General features: G+C 64.3%; 19 protein-coding genes. 12 read left to right on the top strand and 7 right to left on the bottom strand.

All coding sequences use genetic code 11. The features are described from left to right. Window positions 1–172 precede the first annotated feature (172 nt). Window positions 173–712: a protease inhibitor Inh/omp19 family protein gene (locus C7I87_RS07455; protein WP_149903592.1), complete on the bottom strand. Its 540-nt coding sequence runs from the start codon at window positions 710–712 to the stop codon at window positions 173–175. Between the two features lie 256 nt (window positions 713–968). On the opposite strand from C7I87_RS07455, the gene C7I87_RS07450 reads away from it, so the two are divergent. From C7I87_RS07450 to C7I87_RS07405, 10 genes are all read left to right on the top strand, one after another. Next, on the top strand, window positions 969–1,979 hold the full coding sequence (locus C7I87_RS07450; RefSeq protein ID WP_149903591.1) for an MBL fold metallo-hydrolase: 1,011 nt from the start codon (window positions 969–971) through the stop codon (window positions 1,977–1,979). An 80-nt stretch (window positions 1,980–2,059) separates the two neighbouring features. Further along, on the top strand, window positions 2,060–2,626 hold the full coding sequence (locus tag C7I87_RS07445; protein WP_149903590.1) for a hypothetical protein: 567 nt from the start codon (window positions 2,060–2,062) through the stop codon (window positions 2,624–2,626). 21 nt (window positions 2,627–2,647) lie between these two features. Continuing rightward, window positions 2,648–3,208 carry a sugar O-acetyltransferase gene (locus C7I87_RS07440; RefSeq protein ID WP_149903589.1) on the top strand — a complete coding sequence of 187 codons (561 nt, stop codon included), beginning with the start codon at window positions 2,648–2,650 and terminating at the stop codon, window positions 3,206–3,208. Between the two features lie 98 nt (window positions 3,209–3,306). Then, window positions 3,307–3,468 (top strand): DUF1328 family protein, encoded by a 162-nt coding sequence (locus tag C7I87_RS07435; RefSeq protein ID WP_149903588.1) that lies wholly within the window; start codon window positions 3,307–3,309, stop codon window positions 3,466–3,468. Window positions 3,469–3,561: 93 nt separating this feature from the next. Then, window positions 3,562–4,446 (top strand): diaminopimelate epimerase, encoded by an 885-nt coding sequence (gene dapF, locus C7I87_RS07430; protein WP_149903587.1) that lies wholly within the window; start codon window positions 3,562–3,564, stop codon window positions 4,444–4,446. Continuing rightward, window positions 4,446–5,771: a tRNA (N(6)-L-threonylcarbamoyladenosine(37)-C(2))-methylthiotransferase MtaB gene (gene mtaB, locus C7I87_RS07425; RefSeq protein WP_149903586.1), complete on the top strand. Its 1,326-nt coding sequence runs from the start codon at window positions 4,446–4,448 to the stop codon at window positions 5,769–5,771. Before dapF ends, mtaB begins: the two co-directional genes overlap by 1 nt. 513 nt (window positions 5,772–6,284) lie before the next feature. Then, the gene (gene ftsY, locus C7I87_RS07420) at window positions 6,285–7,697 is read left to right on the top strand and encodes a signal recognition particle-docking protein FtsY (RefSeq protein ID WP_373424651.1); all 1,413 of its coding nucleotides are present in this window, start codon (window positions 6,285–6,287) and stop codon (window positions 7,695–7,697) included. A 57-nt stretch (window positions 7,698–7,754) separates the two neighbouring features. Further along, window positions 7,755–8,426, top strand: coding sequence for a septation protein A (locus C7I87_RS07415; RefSeq protein ID WP_149903584.1), 672 nt, complete (start codon window positions 7,755–7,757; stop codon window positions 8,424–8,426). A gap of 23 nt (window positions 8,427–8,449) precedes the next feature. Then, window positions 8,450–9,070, top strand: a complete 621-nt coding sequence (locus tag C7I87_RS07410; protein WP_149903583.1) for a pyridoxamine 5'-phosphate oxidase family protein — start codon at window positions 8,450–8,452, stop codon at window positions 9,068–9,070. Between the two features lie 36 nt (window positions 9,071–9,106). Further along, a complete protein-coding gene (locus C7I87_RS07405; protein WP_149903582.1) occupies window positions 9,107–9,637 on the top strand; it encodes an NADPH-dependent FMN reductase in 531 nt (176 codons plus the stop codon). Between the two features lie 82 nt (window positions 9,638–9,719). On the opposite strand, the gene C7I87_RS07400 is transcribed toward C7I87_RS07405, so the two are convergent. Next, the gene (locus C7I87_RS07400; RefSeq protein WP_140618294.1) at window positions 9,720–9,929 is read right to left on the bottom strand and encodes a tautomerase family protein; all 210 of its coding nucleotides are present in this window, start codon (window positions 9,927–9,929) and stop codon (window positions 9,720–9,722) included. A 23-nt stretch (window positions 9,930–9,952) separates the two neighbouring features. Beyond that, the gene (locus C7I87_RS07395; RefSeq protein WP_149903581.1) at window positions 9,953–10,873 is read right to left on the bottom strand and encodes an SMP-30/gluconolactonase/LRE family protein; all 921 of its coding nucleotides are present in this window, start codon (window positions 10,871–10,873) and stop codon (window positions 9,953–9,955) included. 252 nt (window positions 10,874–11,125) lie between these two features. On the opposite strand from C7I87_RS07395, the gene C7I87_RS07390 reads away from it, so the two are divergent. Next, a complete protein-coding gene (locus tag C7I87_RS07390) occupies window positions 11,126–11,293 on the top strand; it encodes a hypothetical protein (protein WP_149903580.1) in 168 nt (55 codons plus the stop codon). A gap of 34 nt (window positions 11,294–11,327) precedes the next feature. Here the strand turns inward: C7I87_RS07390 and C7I87_RS07385 are convergent, their stop codons facing one another. From C7I87_RS07385 to ccmA, 4 genes are all read right to left on the bottom strand, one after another. Further along, on the bottom strand, window positions 11,328–11,909 hold the full coding sequence (locus C7I87_RS07385) for a DsbE family thiol:disulfide interchange protein (protein WP_149903579.1): 582 nt from the start codon (window positions 11,907–11,909) through the stop codon (window positions 11,328–11,330). After that, window positions 11,906–12,073 carry a heme exporter protein CcmD gene (ccmD, locus tag C7I87_RS07380; protein WP_149903578.1) on the bottom strand — a complete coding sequence of 56 codons (168 nt, stop codon included), beginning with the start codon at window positions 12,071–12,073 and terminating at the stop codon, window positions 11,906–11,908. Before ccmD ends, C7I87_RS07385 begins: the two co-directional genes overlap by 4 nt. 132 nt (window positions 12,074–12,205) lie before the next feature. Further along, the gene (gene ccmB, locus C7I87_RS07375) at window positions 12,206–12,871 is read right to left on the bottom strand and encodes a heme exporter protein CcmB (protein WP_149903577.1); all 666 of its coding nucleotides are present in this window, start codon (window positions 12,869–12,871) and stop codon (window positions 12,206–12,208) included. 292 nt (window positions 12,872–13,163) lie between these two features. Further along, on the bottom strand, window positions 13,164–13,772 hold the full coding sequence (gene ccmA / locus C7I87_RS07365) for a heme ABC exporter ATP-binding protein CcmA (protein WP_149903576.1): 609 nt from the start codon (window positions 13,770–13,772) through the stop codon (window positions 13,164–13,166). 285 nt (window positions 13,773–14,057) lie between these two features. Between ccmA and acnA the strand changes: the two genes are divergently transcribed. Continuing rightward, on the top strand, window positions 14,058–16,748 hold the full coding sequence (acnA, locus tag C7I87_RS07360; RefSeq protein WP_149903575.1) for an aconitate hydratase AcnA: 2,691 nt from the start codon (window positions 14,058–14,060) through the stop codon (window positions 16,746–16,748). Window positions 16,749–16,812: the final 64 nt, after the last annotated feature.

Genomic DNA, 16,812 nt, shown 5'->3' with positions numbered 1-16,812 from the left:
TTGTTCAGAGCAGGACGCCCAAGAGAGAAGGTATGTTGAGATTCAGGTCAGGCCGAGCCGAGAATGGTGGCTTCCGAGAACCGGAGCGGAGCGTACTTAAGTACGTGAGCACCGGAAGCACAGGAAGCCGCTATTCGCAGGCCGGCATCACCTGAATATCGACATGCCTAGCCTATCTTGTAAGCGAGATCGGCTGTCCGTTGGAAGTCTGGCCGTCGAATTTCGAGCCGCCCGATGAATAGAGCCGCGCCAGCGAGCCGCCATTCTCGTCATAAAGCGTCAGCTGCTTGCCGGCGACGTTCCACGACTTGATCCCGTCGATCGGCGCCGGACAATGCAGCGGTCCGGCACGGAAGCCGGCGCCGAACTTGGTCTGCGGCGTCGCCACCTTGCAGCTCTGGCCGGAGACGCTGACGTTCCAGACACCGGCGACGCTTGCCGCGTTGAGATCCGCGGCACCCGCGGGCGCCGCGCCGTCCGGCGGCAGGGAGGCAACCTGCGTGTTCGCCGGCGCTGTCGGGAATTGCGACGGGTCGGTGGTGCCGGGGGACGCCGGCGGCGGCAGCTGATTCGAGCTCACCTGGCCGGCAGGGGCCGCCTGCAATGGCGCCGGTTGCTGTTCGTCCATAGACGAGAAGCGTGAGGTTGAGCAGCCGCTCGCAACGAGTGCCGCTAGGGATACGGCCGCCAGGCCGCCTTTCGAAAAATTCATTACAACCTCCGTCGGATTCGGCTGGGGGGACGCCGTCCGCGCAATCTCACCTCCACCAAGATGGAGAAGGTGGCAAAATTTCAACCCGATATGGTTAAAATAGGATTTGCGGCACGAATTGTTGCAAATTTGTCGCACCACTGCCGAAGTTCAGGGATGTCGTCCAAGGCCCCGCCCTCTCCTATTCGCGCCTACCGCTTGCACCCACCGGAGCAAGGCCTATGTCTAGGAGCCGAAACCCGCTGGAGCGCAAACCTTGGCAGCGAGACAGAAAGCCGCCAACCGCTACTACAGCGGGCCATCAAGCGATCATTTCGACGGCACCCTGTTCTTCAATCCCGGCGGCCGGATGCCCGGCCGCTTCACGGATCTGCTGAGATGGCGGTTCGGCGGCCAACGCTCGAAATGGCCGCCTGCCGGCCCGAGCCCCTTTGCGCAGGCAAAGCCGGCCGCGACGGTCGAAGGTGGCGATCTGGCTGTGACCATGGTCGGCCATTCCACCTTGCTGATCCAGACCGCCGGGCTGAACATCCTCACCGATCCGGTGTGGTCAGAGCGCACCTCGCCGTTCTCCTTTGCCGGACCCAGACGCGTCAATCCGCCGGGTATCGCTTTTGGCGATCTGCCGGTGATCGACGTCGTGCTGGTCAGCCACAACCACTATGACCATCTCGACCTTGCCACGCTGAGGCAGCTGAAGGACAAGCACGATCCGCTGGTGGTGACGCCGCTCGGCAACGATGCCATCATCGCCGCCGCTGTGCCCGGCATGCGGCTTTCCGCGCATGACTGGGGCGACAGGGTGGATGTCTCCAACGGCACCGCCATTCATGTCGAGCCCGCGCATCACTGGTCGGCGCGCGGAGCGCGAGACCGGCGCATGGCGCTGTGGGCCGGCTTCGTCATCGAGACGCCGGGCGGAAGAATCTATTTCGCCGGCGATACCGGCTTCCACGACGGCATCAACTACCGGCTGATGGCGGAAAAACATGGCGGCTTCCGCTTCGCCATCCTGCCGATCGGTGCATACGAACCACGCTGGTTCATGGCGCCGCAGCACCAGAACCCCGAGGAAGCGGTCCAGGGCATGTTGTTGTGCAACGCCACCTTCGCCGCCGGCTGCCATTGGGGCACGTTCCAGCTCACTGACGAGCCATTCGACGAGCCGGTCCGGAAACTGGTCGAAGCGCTTGACGCCGAAGGCCTGCCGCGAGAGCTGTTCCGTGCGTTGCGGCCCGGCGAGGTCTGGGAAGTGCCCCGAATATGATGGCCTCGACAGCCAGAATGACTGTTTACGCTGCCATGCTTTTCGCTGATGGTCATCCGCGGACAGGATAGGGGAATCAGATGAAGTCGATCATGGCAGCTCTTTTGGCGCTGGCGGTCTCGGTGCCGGCGGCTTTCGCGGGCGAAATCAGCGACAAGGCGGCGGAGGCCGAAAAACTTCTCCAGTCGGGCGACGGCGCCGGTGCGCTGGAGAAATTCCACAGCGGCGAGGAGGCGCTCTGGAAGGCGATGCCGCTTGGCGTGATGAACGTCAAGCAAGTGGATACCGCCTCCGGCTTTGGGATTTACAGCGAACGCGCCAATCATGTTTACAAACCCGGCGAGCAGGTCGTCCTCTACATGGAGCCGGTCGGCTACGGCTATGGCTCGGACGGGCTTGGCAACAGCTCGATCGCGCTGTCCGTCGACCTTACCGTGCTTTCCGAAGCCGGTGAAAAACTCGGCACGTTTGAAAAGATCGGTCGCGTGCAGGTCGCATCCCGTTCGCACAACCGCGAACTGTTCTTCAAACTGGACCTTTCGCTCACCGGCTTGCCGCCCGGCAAGTACCGGTGCGACTTCGTCATGCATGACGAGAATTCGAGCAAGACGGCCCCCTTCAGCACGGATGTCGAGATCGCCGGCTAGGGCGTTCCGGGGAAACGACGGATGTCCGATGGAGACGGCACCAGGATAATTCACCGCAGGACACCCGAATCCGCATCCATGCTGGCGAATGTCAAACGGGCGATGGCGATCACCGCCCGGCTTAACCGTTTGACGTTCGACGATGCGGACGAAGTCAGGACCTTGTTCGGCCAGCTCATCGGCAAGGAGGTGGACGAGAGTTTCTTGCTGATTCCGCCATTCTATACGGCCGGCGGGGACGAAATCCGTGTCGGGCGTAATGTCTTCATCAATCAGAACTGCACTTTCTATGACCTCGGCGGCCTCGACATCGCCGACGATGTGATGGTCGGGCCGAATGTGAGCATCATCACGGCGGGACATCCGCTTGACCCATCGCAGCGCCGCGCGGTCACGATCGGGAAGCCCATCGTGATCGAAAGAAACGTCTGGATCGCGGCCGGTGCGACCGTTATCGGCGGAGTAACGGTGGGCGAAAACGCGGTTGTGGCCGCGGGTTCGGTGGTCACCAGGAACGTCCCCCCGAATACCTTGGTCGGCGGAAACCCGGCGCGGGTCATTCGTTCGATCGGCGTCGACTGAACGACACCTGCAAGGCGCTATCTCTCAGCCTTGGAACCCAAGCACGACAGCCGCGTTTTTCAACCGGTTTCAATGTGTTCGGCTTGCGAGGCGTTTCCATGCTCAAATGGATCATCATTCTCCTGATCATCGCCGCGGCGGCGAGCCTGCTTGGCATGCCGGCGCTGGCCGGTGCCGCCGCCACAGGCGCACGCATTCTCATCGGCGTCGTGCTCATCATCTTCCTGTTGATCTTGCTTGGGGTCTTCGCGGTGACGTAAGTCCGGCGCCTTCGCCGTCAAAGCGGCTGCGCACTGGTAATTCCTGCCCGTTTCCGCCATATAGCGCCGAACGGACATGGAATTTTCGGAGCAATGGCAGGCACGGCCCCTTTCGCCAAGATGAACGGCATCGGCAACGAGATCATCGTTGCCGACATGCGTGGCCGTGCGGATCGGGTAACGGCGGCCGCGGCCATCGCGCTCAACGCCGACGCGGCGACGCGGTTCGATCAGATCATGGCAATCCACGACGCCAGGACGCCGGGCACCGCCTATTTCGTCGACATCCTGAATTCCGACGGGTCGGGCGCTCAGGCTTGCGGCAACGGTATGCGCTGCGTCGTCCAGGCGCTGGCCGCCGAGACCGGCGAGAAGACCTTCACCTTCGAGACCGTGGCCGGCATCCTCAACGCCCGCGAACACGCCGATGGCTCGATCTCGGTCGACATGGGCACGCCGCGCTTCGGCTGGCGCGACATTCCGCTGGCCGAGGAGTTCCGCGACACCCGCACGATCGAGTTGCAGGTCGGCCCTATCGACGCCCCGGTGCTGCATTCGCCCTCCGCCGTCTCGATGGGCAATCCGCACGCCATCTTCTGGGTCGACGGCGACGTCTGGACCTATGAACTCGACCGTTTCGGCCCGCTGCTCGAAAACCATCCGATCTTTCCCGAGCGCGCCAACATAACCATCGCGCAGGTGACCTCGCCAGCCAGCATGATCATCCGCACCTGGGAGCGTGGCGCCGGCCTGACCAAGGCCTGCGGCTCGGCGGCTTGCGCTGCTGTGGTGGCAGCGGCCCGCACCAGGCGCACGGGCCGCGGCGTCAGCCTGCTGACCCCCGGCGGCGGCACGCTGCATGTCGAGTGGCGCGACGACGACCACGTCATCCTGATCGGTGCGGCCGAATGGGAATTTTCCGGCAGCTTCGATCCGTCGACCGGAAAATGGGCCCGCGATACCGAAAGCGCGGCCTGATGTCCGCTCTTGCCAAAGACGTCGACGTGGCGAAGCAGCCCGGCCGCATCGACGTGGTGACCTTCGGCTGCCGCCTCAATACCTATGAGTCCGAAGTGATGCGGCGCGAGGCCGAAAGTGCCGGCCTCGCCGCGTTGGCCGGTGGCGCCGTCATCTTCAACACCTGTGCCGTCACCGGCGAAGCGGTGCGCCAGGCCAGGCAGGCGATCCGCAAGGCGCGCCGCGACAACCCGGCCGCGCGCATCATCGTCACCGGCTGCGCCGCGCAGACCGAGTCCGAAAAATTCGCCGCCATGGACGAGGTCGACCTCGTCCTTGGCAATGAGGAAAAGCTCAAGGCCAATTCCTATCGCGCGCTGCCCGATTTCGGTGTCAACGACACCGAGAAAGCGCGCGTCAACGACATCTTCTCGGTGCGCGAGACCGCCGGCCACATGGTCGACGCCATCGAGGGCCGGGCACGCGCCTTCGTGCAGGTGCAGAACGGCTGCGATCACCGCTGCACCTTCTGCATCATCCCCTATGGCCGCGGCAATTCGCGCTCGGTGCCGATGGGCGCCGTGGTCGAGCAGGTCAAGCGGCTGGCGGGCAACGGTTATGCCGAGATCGTGCTGACCGGCGTCGACATGACGTCTTTCGGCGCCGATCTGCCAGGTGCGCCGAAGCTCGGCAAGCTGGTGAAGACCATTCTCAGGCAGGTGCCCGACGTGAAGCGCCTGCGGCTGTCCTCGATCGATTCGATCGAGGCTGATGACGATTTGCTCGACGCCATCGCCACCGAGCCGCGGCTGATGCCGCATCTGCACCTGTCGCTGCAATCGGGTGACGACATGATCCTGAAGCGCATGAAGCGCCGGCATCTGCGTGATCAGTCGATCCGCTTTTGCGAGGATGTGCGCAAGCTGCGTCCCGGCATTGTTTTCGGCGCCGACATCATCGCCGGCTTTCCGACCGAGACCGACGCCATGTTCGAGAATTCGCTGGAAATCGTCGAGGAATGCGGCCTGACCCATCTCCACGTCTTCCCGTTTTCACCGCGCGAAGGCACACCCGCCGCGCGCATGCCTCAGCTGCGTCGCGAGCTCGTCAAGCAGCGCGCCGCCCGGCTGCGCGCCGCCGGCGAAGCGGCCTATGCCAGGCATCTGTCTTCGCTCGCCGGCAGCCGCCAGTCGATCCTGATCGAGCGCGACGGTCTTGGTCGCACCGAAGGGTTCACGCTTGCCGCACTCGGCACCGGCGCGCCGGGAGAGATCGTCGAAGCTGATATAACCGGCCACGATGGTATCCGGCTGACAGCCGCTCCCCTTGCCGCCCGCGCCGCCTGAGAACGCAAAAGCATGGCTGGTTTTTTCAAGAAGATATTTTCGTTCGGCAAAAAGGAGGTGGTCGAGGAGCGCATCGACGAGACCGCCCCGCTGCCACCGATCAAATGGGACCAGCTCGACGCGCTGAAGCCGGCGGCCGAGCAGGCCGTGCCGGAGTTTCTGAAGCGCGAGGAGCCGGCGGCGGAAGCCGCGCCGGCGCCCGCTCCGGTCGAGGCCGCGCCTAGACCGGAGCGCGAGGAGCCCAAGCCCGAACCTGTCCCCACCATTCCGCCAGCGCCGGAGCCGGTCGTTCCGTCAGAACCGGAACCGCAGCCGGAGCCTGCGCCGGAAGAGAAACCGGCACCCCCGCCCGAGACGCCTGAACCGCCCGCGCCCGAAGAGGTCCCGACAACGCCGGTCGTGCCGGAGCCCACGCCCGAGCCACAGCCGCAAGAAGTGCCGCCACCCGCGCCGTCCGAGCCGGAGATCGTCCCGTCGCGCCCGGAAAGGCAACCGGAACCCGCACCCGTCGAAGTGCCGACGCCGCCGGTCGAAGTGCCTGCACCGGTCGAAGTGCCTACGCCATCGTCGGTTGAAGTCCCTCCGCCCGCCTACGAGCAGCCAGCTTCAGAGGTCGGCGCCGCCCCTCATCCGCCTGCCGGCGCCTTCTCCCCGTATAGGGACGGGGAGGAGGGCGCTGACACCATCGCCGGCGCTCCTACTACAGACATCGAAGAAGTAGCCTCAACGCTGACGCCCCCCTCTCCCCGTCCTTCACGGGGAGAGGGTGAGGGGCAGCGCCAGCCCGCGGAGATTATCTCACTCCCGGTCGAGACAGCTCCACCAGCCGAAATTGCGCCGCCCATTCGCCAGCCGGCGCCGGTCGAAACACAGCCGGTCATCGCCGAGGTTGCGCCCGAGCCTCAATCGGTCCCGCAACCCGAGCCAAAACCCGCGCCCGGCAAGGTGACCGTCGCCAAGAAGGTCGAGCAGAAGGCCGAGCCGCGGAAGGCGCCCGAGCCGGCGCCGAGGCGATCCTGGTTCCAGCGCATGCGCGACGGGCTTGCCCGGTCCTCGCGCGAGCTGACCGGCAACATCGCCGGCGTCTTCACCAAGCGCAAGCTGGACGAGGAGACGCTGCAGGACCTGGAGGATGTGCTGATCCGTGCCGATCTCGGCGTGGAAACGGCGCTGCGCGTCACCGATTCACTGGCCGCCAGCCGCTACGGCAAGGATGTTTCCGATACGGAGGTGCGTGCCGTCATGGCGGCCGAGGTGGAGAAGGTGCTCGCCCCGGTCGCGAAACCGCTCGAGCTCGATCTGTCGCACAAGCCGCATGTCATCCTGGTGGTCGGCGTCAACGGCACCGGCAAGACCACGACGATCGGCAAGCTCGCCGCCAAGCTGACCGATGGCGGCCTGTCGGTGATGCTGGCCGCGGGCGACACCTTTCGCGCCGCCGCGATCGAGCAATTGAAGATCTGGGGCGAGCGCACGAAATCGCCCGTCATTGCCTCCAAGCTCGGCGCCGATGCCGCCGGTCTCGCCTACGATGCCTTCGAACGGGCAAAAGAAGCGGGCTCCGACGTGCTGATCATCGACACCGCCGGCCGGCTGCAGAACAAGACCGAACTGATGGCGGAACTGGAAAAGATCGTGCGGGTGCTGGGCAAGCTCGATCCCGAAGCGCCGCACACAGTGCTGCAGACGGTCGACGCCACCACCGGCCAGAATGCACTCAACCAGGTCGAGATCTTCCGCAATGTCGCCGGCGTCAACGGACTGGTTATGACCAAGCTGGACGGCACGGCGCGCGGCGGTATTCTGGTGGCGATCGCGGCAAAGCACAGATTGCCGGTCTATTTCATCGGCGTCGGGGAACAGGTCGACGACCTCGAACCTTTCTCGGCAAGCGAATTCGCCAGGGCAATCGCTGGCGTGGCTTGAACAAGCACGATGCCGGAAGTGAGGCTTCCGGATTGGATCGTGCGTTAGAAGGAAACCATGAACCCACCCATTCTCGAACGCGATCCGTCCGACCCGCAGAAAGAGAAGAAGGAAGGCATCAATCCCCTGCTCAAGCTGGCACTGGAGCTCGGGCCGCTGCTCGTCTTCTTCTTCGCAAATGCGCGCGGCGAATGGCTGACGCAGAAATTACCCGTGCTGGCCGAGTTTGGCGGCCCGATCTTCGTCGCCACCGGCCTGTTCATGGCCGCGACAGCGATCGCGCTGATCGCCTCATGGCTGCTCACCCGGACCTTGCCGATCATGCCGATGGTCTCGGGTGTCGTCGTCTTCATCTTCGGCGCGCTGACGCTCTATCTGCAGGATGACATCTTCATCAAGATGAAGCCGACCATCGTCAACACGCTCTTCGGCGGCGTGCTGCTTGGCGGCCTGTTCTTCGGCAAGTCGCTGCTTGGCTATGTCTTCGAGTCCGCCTTCAAACTCGATGCCGAAGGCTGGCGTAAGCTCACCTTCCGCTGGGGCTTGTTTTTCCTGTTCCTGGCCATCGTCAATGAAGTCGTCTGGCGCAACTTTTCCACCGATGCCTGGGTTACCTTCAAGGTCTGGGGCATCATGCCGATCACGCTTCTGTTCACCTTCAGCCAGATGCCGCTGATCCTGCGCCATTCGCTCGACGACAAGGCGGGTGGAGAGAAGGCCGGCGAATAAGGCCGGGAATAAAGGGGAGAGCCATGGAATTCGTCACGACCCGGGAAGAGCTGCGGACGATCTACAAGACGCCGCGCCCTACCGATGGCTCGATCCGCAAGGAATTGAAGGCGCTCGACGGCCATTGCCGCTCCTTCATCGGCAAGAGCCCGTTCGTGCTGATCGGCTCGTCCGATGGCGAAGGCAATGCCGACGTCACCCCGAAAGGCGACAAGCCCGGCTTCGCCGCCATTCTCGACGAGAAGACCATCGCCATCCCCGACCGGCCCGGCAACAACCGGCTGGATACGCTGGAGAACATCCTGCGCAATCCCTCGGTCAGGCTGCTCTTCCTCATCCCCGGCATGAACGAGACACTGCGCGTCAATGGCGACGCCCGCATCACCGTGGACGCCACCTTGCGCGAGCGCCTCGCGGTCGATGGCAAGGAGCCGCAAAGCGTCATCGTGGTCGCCGTCAAGTCCGCCTACATGCATTGCGCCAAGGCCTTCATGCGCTCCGATTTGTGGAAGCCCGACAGCTGGTACGACCGCGCCACGCTGCCGACGCTCGGGCAGATCCTGCGCGACCAGCTGGCATTGGCCGATTCGGCCGAGGCGACCGACCGCTGGCTGGACGACGAGTACAAGCAGACGATGTGGTAGGGTTTTCGGCCCACGATTCGCCCGGACCCAGCCGCCTTGCTCAATCTTCTTGCCATCTCGGGCAGCCTGCGGGCGGCCTCCACCAATTCGGCCCTGGTCGCGGCATTGGCTTTGAACGCGCCCGAGGGCTGTCGCGTCACCGTCTATGACGGGCTTGGCCGCTTGCCAATCTTCAACCCCGACGACGAGGGCGAGCGAACGCCAGGCGATGCCTCCGACCTGATCGACGCCGTTACCGGCGCCGACGGCGTCATCGTCTCCTGTCCCGAATATGCCCATGGCGTGCCGGGCGGACTGAAGAACGCGCTCGACTGGCTGGTCTCGCGCGACGTCGCCGTCGGCAAGCCGGCCATGCCAGTGCACGCCTCGCCACGCTCGCTCTATGCCCGCGCGGCGCTGGCCGAGATCATGCGCACCATGTCGTTCGCGCTTTATGATGGCGGCCCGGAGATTCCCCTGCTCGGCAAGAAGCCACCGGAGGTAGCAAGCATTCTGCTGGAACCGACAAACCAGAAGGCGATGCATGATGCGCTGTCGGGCTTCATGCATTTCATACGCACGCGTTGAGCGGCGGCCACCACGAAGTGAGAGAGAGGCTTCGGGCCAATTTCTAACGTCCGCAATTGGCGGCGGTCGCCCAGCCTTTGGCCTATTTCTTCCCCCGCAACGTCTCGACATCGGTCTTGCCGACATACCAGTCGCGGGCGTTGACTTCCTCGAAGACCACCCAGACATCGTCATTGCCAAGTCCGGTGGCGTCCATGATGGCCGCCGTGACTTTCCTGGCGATGTCAGCCTTCTTGCCGGCCGGATCGGCGGCGATCACTTCCTTGACGATGCGGATGTTGACGAACGGCATGACGTCCTCCCCTTCATTCCTGATCAGTACGTCTTGGCCCCGTTCACCATCAGCCGCACCGAATAAAGCGAGGTGGTGCCGGCGATATAGAGGCAGTTCAGCTTGGCGCCGCCGAACACGCAATTGGCGGTCACCTCCGGCACCTTGACCTTGCCGATCAGCGTGCCGTCCGGATCGTAGCAATGGATGCCGTCGGCCGCGCTGGTCCAGATGCGCCCGTCGGCATCGAGCCGGAAGCCGTCGAACAGGCCGGCGGTGCAGTCGGCGAATACCTTGCCGCCCGACACCTTCTTGCCGTGCTTGCCGACGTTGAACACCCGCATATGCGCCGGGTTCTCAGCGCCATGCGTGCGGCCGGTGTCGACGACATAGAGCAGGCTCTCGTCGAGCGAGAAGGCAAGTCCGTTCGGCCTGACCATGTCGGTGATGACGGCTTCGACCTCACCGCTGTCGGGATCGACCCGGTAGACATGGCAGGCGCCGATTTCGCTCTCGGCCTTGTCGCCCTCATAGTCGGTGTCGATGCCGTAGGTCGGGTCGGTGAACCAGATCGAGCCGTCGGATTTCACCACCACGTCGTTGGGCGAGTTCAGCGGCTTGCCCTTCCATCTGGCGGCGATTGTGGTGACCGAGCCGTCATGCTCGGTGCGGCTGACGCGGCGGCCCGAATGCTCGCAGGTGACCAGCCGGCCCTGCCGGTCGACGGTGTTGCCGTTGGAATTCCCCGACGGCTGCCGGAACACGCTGACGCTGCCGTCCGTCTCGTCATAGCGAAGCATGCGGTTGTTCGGAATGTCGGACCACACGACATAGCGGCCGGCGGCAAACCAGGCCGGGCCTTCGGCCCACCGGCATCCGGTGAACAGCTTCTCCACTTGCGCGCTGCCGTTGAACAGGCGCGCGAAACGCGGATCGAGAACCTCATAATAGTCTGCGGCCGCCATGCATTTCCTCCCGGCATCACGTGACGGCGGATCAAGCCAGTCCGCGACCGATCTGGCAAGACGGGGCACCAGCATTTGTAAGACAAAACGGACAGGACGTGTGTTAGGACGCCATTAACCGGCTATGCGCTGCGCGCAATGGTGCATTGCAACATCTTCTTTTTGCAATGCACCATTCCTATGTCATGCTCCGTATCGATCAAGGGAGGAAGAAACCAGCCGCGGCAAATGCGGCACAGAAGGAACCTTGCCATGATCTTCAACGATCTCATGACCCGCGCTCGCAACAGCATCGCCAAGCGCAAGCACTACAACCGCCTCGTCGCCGAAATCGACAGCTTCTCCAGCCGCGATCTGGCCGACATGCGCGCCGACCGCTCGGAAATGCTCTACCAGATCCACAAGCAGATCTACGGCTGAGTATTCGGTCGACCTATCACGAAGGAAGGCGGCATCACTTCGGCGCCGCCAGCGCCTTGTCGATCTGCGGCAGCAGAAGCTCCTTGGCGGACTCAGCCGTCAGCGGGCCGACATGCTTGTAGGCGATTCTGCCGTCCTTGCCGATGACGAAGGTTTCCGGCACGCCATAGACACCCCAGTCGATCGCCGTGCGGCCGGCTTCGTCGATGCCGATCGCCTGGAACGGATTGCCGAGGTCGCCGAGGAACCGGCGGGCGTTTTCCGGCCGGTCCTTGTAATCCAGCGCCGCCATGGCGAACCGCTTGTCCTGCGCCAGCGCCAGAAGCACCGGGTGCTCTTCCCGGCATGGCGCGCACCACGACGCAAACACGTTGACCAGCGTCACCTTGCCGGCGAAGGCTTTCGAATCGAGCCCCGGCAGGTTGCTGCCCTCCAAGGGCGGCAGGCTGGTTTGCGGTGCCGGCAGGCCGATCAAGGCCGACGGCACCTCCGAAACATCGCGTCCCGACAACAACTGCGACAGGAACAGCCCGGCCAGGCCGAGGAAAACCAGCAACGGCAAAAACACGAACAGGCGGCGACGGGTCGGCGTCGGCGTTTCCGTCTCTGTGCTCATGGCTTGGCCGCCTTGTCGGAGCGTCGCCGCACCCCGGCCGCCTCGAGTTCGGCAAGCTCGCGCTTGCGCGCCCGCTGATCGATCAGGATCCAGCCGATCAGCCCGGCCAGCACGATCGCCGTGATGGCATAGGCGGCGGTGACGTAAAGGGCGTGCGGGCTCATGCCGGCCGCCTCCTTGGCATGCCGCTCGCCAACCCGGTCCGTTCGCAGCGCTCGATCATGCTTTCCCTTAACCTCGCGCCATGGGCTACGCAATCGGCCGTCGCGCCGCAGCCTCTGTCGCCCGTGGTCGCCTCAATCCGTGCCATGACGCAATGCCAGCGCCGCGGCCACTGGGCCTAGTACGCCAAGAAACAGCGTCAGCGCGGCAAGAATGAGGAAGGGCTGCAGGAACGGGTCTGGATTGGCCGTCGCGCCATAGCTCGCCGAAACGCCGAAGATCAGCACCGGGATGGTCAGCGGCAGCACCAGCACCGAGATCAGCAGCCCGCCACGCGGCAGTGCCACCGCCACCGCGGCGCCCACGGCGCCGATGAAGGTGATCGCGGGCGTGCCGACCAGAAGCGTCAGCGCCGTGGCGCCGATCGCCAACGGCTCCATGTTCATGAACAGGCCGAGCAACGGAGCGGCGATGACCAGCGGCATGACGCTGCCCGCCCAATGCGCGACGCATTTCACCAGCACCGTCAGCGCCAGCATGTGGCGATCGTTGCCGAGCACCAGCAGATCGAGCGAGCCGTCCTCGCGGTCGGCCTGGAACAGCCGGTCGAGCCCGAGCAGGCAGGCAAGCAAGGCCCCGATCCACAGGATCGCCGGGCCGATGCGGGCAAGCAGTTTCAGGTCCGGCCCGACGCCGAAAGGGATGGTGGCGATGACGGCAAGGAAGAAGATGACGCCTGTCAACGCACCGCCGCCGGCGCGGATCGAGAGGCGGATGTCGCGGAGGAGGAGGGACCACATTACGATGTGGTCCTTTGCTGAGGCCGGCGTTCTGTCGCGCCCCCCTCTGTCCTGCCGGACATCTCCCCCACGAGGGGGGAGATCGGCAACTTCGGCCATCGCGCCTCTTTTGAGACGTTGGAGATTGGCGAAAGCCGAGACAACATCCAATCTCCCCCCTTGAGGGGGGTGAGGAGTGGTCCGCGCAGCGGACGGGAAGCCAATTGCTTGGCTTTCCGAACGACGAACGCCCGGAGCGATAGCGTAGGGCCGGGCCCGGCAGGGCAGAGGGGGGCGCCGTAGAGTACCGACATCAACCGGCCTCCCCCATCTTCAATTCCGTCGCCACCTCCAATCCCAGTGGCAGATGCGTCGCCGCCACGATCACTCCGCCTTCCGCGCAATGCCTCGTCATCAACCCGGCAAACCGCCCCTCCGAAGCCTTGTCCAGCCCCGCCGTCGGCTCATCCAGCAGCCACAGCGGCCGGTGGCTGACCAGCAGCTTCGCGATCGCCGCGCGACGCCTTTGCCCAGTCGAAAGATAGCCGAACGGCAAATGGCCGATGCCGCCCAGCCCGACCGTTTCCAGCGCTTCCTCGACATCGAGCCGGCCTTCGCCATGGAACTCCCGCCAGAAGCGCAAATTCTCCGTCACGCTCAGCGCCGTCTTCATTGCGTTCTGGTGACCGAGATAGTGGCAGGCCGAGGCGATCGAGGGGAATTCATCGCCGCCGTCTTCGAGCAGCAGGCGGCCTTCGGCTTTCGGCAGCAGCCCGGCGACCACCCTGAGCAAGGTCGATTTACCCGAACCGTTCGGCCCGGTGACGACCAACGCCTGCCCCGCCTCCAACGCGAACCCGATGCTGGAAAACACCATCTCGCCGCCGCGCTCACCGCCCAGATTTTCGGCGATCAGCCGCATCCCGTCCCTGTCCCTGCAACGATGCGGCACGGTCGCCGCCGCATCGCACAAATTTGCTTTGCAACTGTCTAGAACTATTCCAGAAAATTCTCTATATGCGGTTCATCCGTGCCAGCGGTCGGCGCGGGAACAGAATTAGCGCCGAACCAGCGCACGCGCCGCCTTGAACGGCTCGGGTTGCTTGGGAACGGACAGCGGAAATGGCCGTACCCGCACCTTTGCGCGTGATTGCATGCCATCGGCGTCCGTTCCCTTTCAGGCTGAACAGACAAGGACGGATCGCACGTGTCAAAATCCCTCGACAGTTTCAATTGCCGCCGCACGCTGAAAGCGGGCGCCGCCGAGTATGTCTATTTCGACCTCGTCGAGGCCGAGAAGAACGGTCTCACCGGTATTGCCCAGCTGCCCTATTCGATGAAGGTGCTGCTGGAAAACCTGCTGCGCAACGAGGATGGCCGCTCCGTCACCAAGGAATCGATCCAGGCTGTGGCCGGCTGGCTGACCGACAAGGGCACCGCCGGCGTCGAGATCGCCTATCGCCCGGCCCGCGTGCTGATGCAGGATTTCACCGGCGTCCCGGCCGTGGTCGACCTCGCCGCCATGCGCGACGCCATGGCTTCGCTCGGCGGTGATCCGCAGAAGATCAACCCGCTGGTGCCAGTCGACCTCGTCATCGACCATTCCGTCATCGTCGACGAATTCGGCACGCCGATGGCCTTCGCCCGCAATGTCGAGCTCGAATATGAGCGCAACGAAGAGCGCTACAAGTTCCTGAAATGGGGCCAGCAGGCGTTCCGCAACTTCCGCGTCGTGCCGCCCGGCACCGGCATCTGCCATCAGGTCAACCTCGAATATCTCGGCCAGGTCGTCTGGACCAACACCGAGGACGGCGAAACCACAGCCTATCCCGACACCTGCGTCGGCACCGATTCGCACACCACCATGATCAACGGCCTTGGCGTGCTCGGCTGGGGGGTCGGCGGCATCGAGGCCGAGGCGGCCATGCTCGGCCAGCCGGTCTCCATGCTGTTGCCCGAAGTCATCGGCTTCCGCCTCACCGGCAAGCTGAAGGAGGGCGTCACCGCCACCGACCTCGTGCTCACCGTCACCCAGATGCTGCGCAAGAAGGGCGTCGTCGGCAAGTTCGTCGAGTTCTTCGGCCCCGGCCTGTCCAACATGACGCTGGCCGACCGCGCCACCATCGGCAACATGGCGCCCGAATACGGCGCCACCTGCGGCTTCTTCCCGGTCGACAGCGAGACCATCCGCTACCTCACAATGTCCGGCCGCAGCGAGGACCGCATCGCTTTGGTCGAGGCCTATTCCAAGGCGCAAGGCATGTGGCGCGAGGCCGGTTCCGCCGACCCGGTCTTCACCGACCTGCTCGAACTGGAACTCGACAGCGTCGTGCCGTCGATGGCTGGCCCCAAGCGCCCGGAAGGCCGCGTCGCGCTCGAAGGCATTCCGGCCGGCTTCGCCAAGGCGATGGACACCGAGTACAAGAAGGCGGCCGAGATCTCCAAGCGCTACGCCGTCGAAGGCACCGATCATGACCTCGGCCATGGCGACGTCGTCATCGCCGCCATCACCTCGTGCACCAACACCTCGAACCCGAGCGTGCTGATCGGCGCCGGCCTGCTGGCACGCAACGCCAACCGCCTCGGCCTGAAGCAGAAGCCGTGGGTGAAGACCTCGCTGGCGCCCGGCAGCCAGGTGGTGGCGGAATATCTGGAAAAGTCCGGCCTGCAGAAGGAACTCGACCAGATCGGCTTCAACCTGGTCGGCTTCGGCTGCACCACCTGCATCGGCAATTCCGGCCCGCTGCCGGCGCCGATCTCGAAAACCATCAACGACAAGGGCCTGATCGCTGCCGCGGTTTTGTCCGGAAACCGCAACTTCGAGGGCCGCGTCTCGCCCGACGTGCAGGCCAACTACCTGGCCTCGCCGCCGCTGGTCGTGGCGCATGCGCTCGCCGGCACCGTCACCAAGGACCTGACCACCGAGCCGCTCGGCGATGATCGTGACGGCAACCCGGTCTATCTCAAGGACATCTGGCCGAGCTCGGCCGAGATCCAGGAGTTCATCGAGAAGAACGTCACCCGCGAGCTGTTCGCCCGCAAATATGCCGACGTCTTCAAGGGCGACGAATACTGGCAGAACGTCAAGGCGCCGGAAGGCCAGACCTATGCCTGGGACAACAATTCGACCTATGTGCAGAACCCGCCCTATTTCGCCGGCATGACATCGGGTTTCGGCAAGATCGGCGACATCAAGGGCGCGCGCGTGCTCGGCCTGTTCGGCGACAAGATCACCACCGACCACATCTCGCCGGCGGGTTCGATCAAGGCGGCCTCGCCGGCCGGCAAATACCTCACCGACCATGGCGTCGGCGTTGCCGACTTCAACCAGTACGGCACGCGGCGCGGCAACCATGAGGTGATGATGCGCGGCACCTTCGCCAACATCCGCATCCGTAACCACATGCTGGGCGAGAACGGCCGCGAGGGCGGCTACACCATCCACTACCCCAGCAAGGAAGAGGAATCGATCTACGACGCGGCGATGGAATACAAGAAGGAAGGCGTGCCGCTGGTCATCTTCGCCGGCGTCGAATACGGCAACGGCTCGTCGCGCGACTGGGCGGCCAAGGGAACCAACCTGCTTGGTGTCCGCGCCGTCATCGCCCAGTCCTTCGAGCGCATCCATCGCTCGAACCTGGTCGGCATGGGCGTCATCCCCTTCGTCTTCGAGGACGGCACCTCATGGGCTTCGCTCAACCTCAAGGGCGATGAGCTGGTCGAGATCGACGGATTGAGCGCCATCAAGCCGCGCCAGAAGATGACGGCCAAGATCACCTATGGCGATGGCACGGTGAAGAACGTGCCGATCATCTGCCGCATCGATACGCTGGACGAGCTCGACTACTTCAAGAACGGCGGCATTTTGCAATACGTGCTGCGCGATCTGGCGGCTTAGCAACAAGGGAGTAGGGGAGCCGGGAAGATCCTCCCCTACTCCCCTACTCCCCTACTCCCCTACT

This window comes from Mesorhizobium sp. SARCC-RB16n (assembly GCF_008520305.1).
Lineage (GTDB): Bacteria > Pseudomonadota > Alphaproteobacteria > Rhizobiales > Rhizobiaceae > Mesorhizobium.
Note: the sequence above shows the minus strand (reverse complement) of the source record. Positions and strands in the feature narration are given on the sequence as shown.

Coding starts and splice junctions, on each gene's coding strand:
- C7I87_RS07455 (WP_149903592.1), bottom strand. CDS start 712: ATGAATTTTTCGAAAGGCGGCCTGGCGGCCGTATCCCTAGCGGCACTC.
- ccmB (WP_149903577.1), bottom strand. CDS start 12,871: ATGTGGTCCCTCCTCCTCCGCGACATCCGCCTCTCGATCCGCGCCGGC.
- ccmA (WP_149903576.1), bottom strand. CDS start 13,772: ATGCGGCTGATCGCCGAAAATCTGGGCGGTGAGCGCGGCGGCGAGATG.
- C7I87_RS07435 (WP_149903588.1), top strand. CDS start 3,307: ATGCTCAAATGGATCATCATTCTCCTGATCATCGCCGCGGCGGCGAGC.
- C7I87_RS07385 (WP_149903579.1), bottom strand. CDS start 11,909: ATGAGCACAGAGACGGAAACGCCGACGCCGACCCGTCGCCGCCTGTTC.
- C7I87_RS07410 (WP_149903583.1), top strand. CDS start 8,450: ATGGAATTCGTCACGACCCGGGAAGAGCTGCGGACGATCTACAAGACG.
- C7I87_RS07395 (WP_149903581.1), bottom strand. CDS start 10,873: ATGGCGGCCGCAGACTATTATGAGGTTCTCGATCCGCGTTTCGCGCGC.
- C7I87_RS07440 (WP_149903589.1), top strand. CDS start 2,648: ATGTCCGATGGAGACGGCACCAGGATAATTCACCGCAGGACACCCGAA.
- C7I87_RS07445 (WP_149903590.1), top strand. CDS start 2,060: ATGAAGTCGATCATGGCAGCTCTTTTGGCGCTGGCGGTCTCGGTGCCG.
- dapF (WP_149903587.1), top strand. CDS start 3,562: ATGGCAGGCACGGCCCCTTTCGCCAAGATGAACGGCATCGGCAACGAG.
- C7I87_RS07390 (WP_149903580.1), top strand. CDS start 11,126: ATGATCTTCAACGATCTCATGACCCGCGCTCGCAACAGCATCGCCAAG.
- C7I87_RS07400 (WP_140618294.1), bottom strand. CDS start 9,929: ATGCCGTTCGTCAACATCCGCATCGTCAAGGAAGTGATCGCCGCCGAT.
- mtaB (WP_149903586.1), top strand. CDS start 4,446: ATGTCCGCTCTTGCCAAAGACGTCGACGTGGCGAAGCAGCCCGGCCGC.
- C7I87_RS07415 (WP_149903584.1), top strand. CDS start 7,755: ATGAACCCACCCATTCTCGAACGCGATCCGTCCGACCCGCAGAAAGAG.
- ccmD (WP_149903578.1), bottom strand. CDS start 12,073: ATGAGCCCGCACGCCCTTTACGTCACCGCCGCCTATGCCATCACGGCG.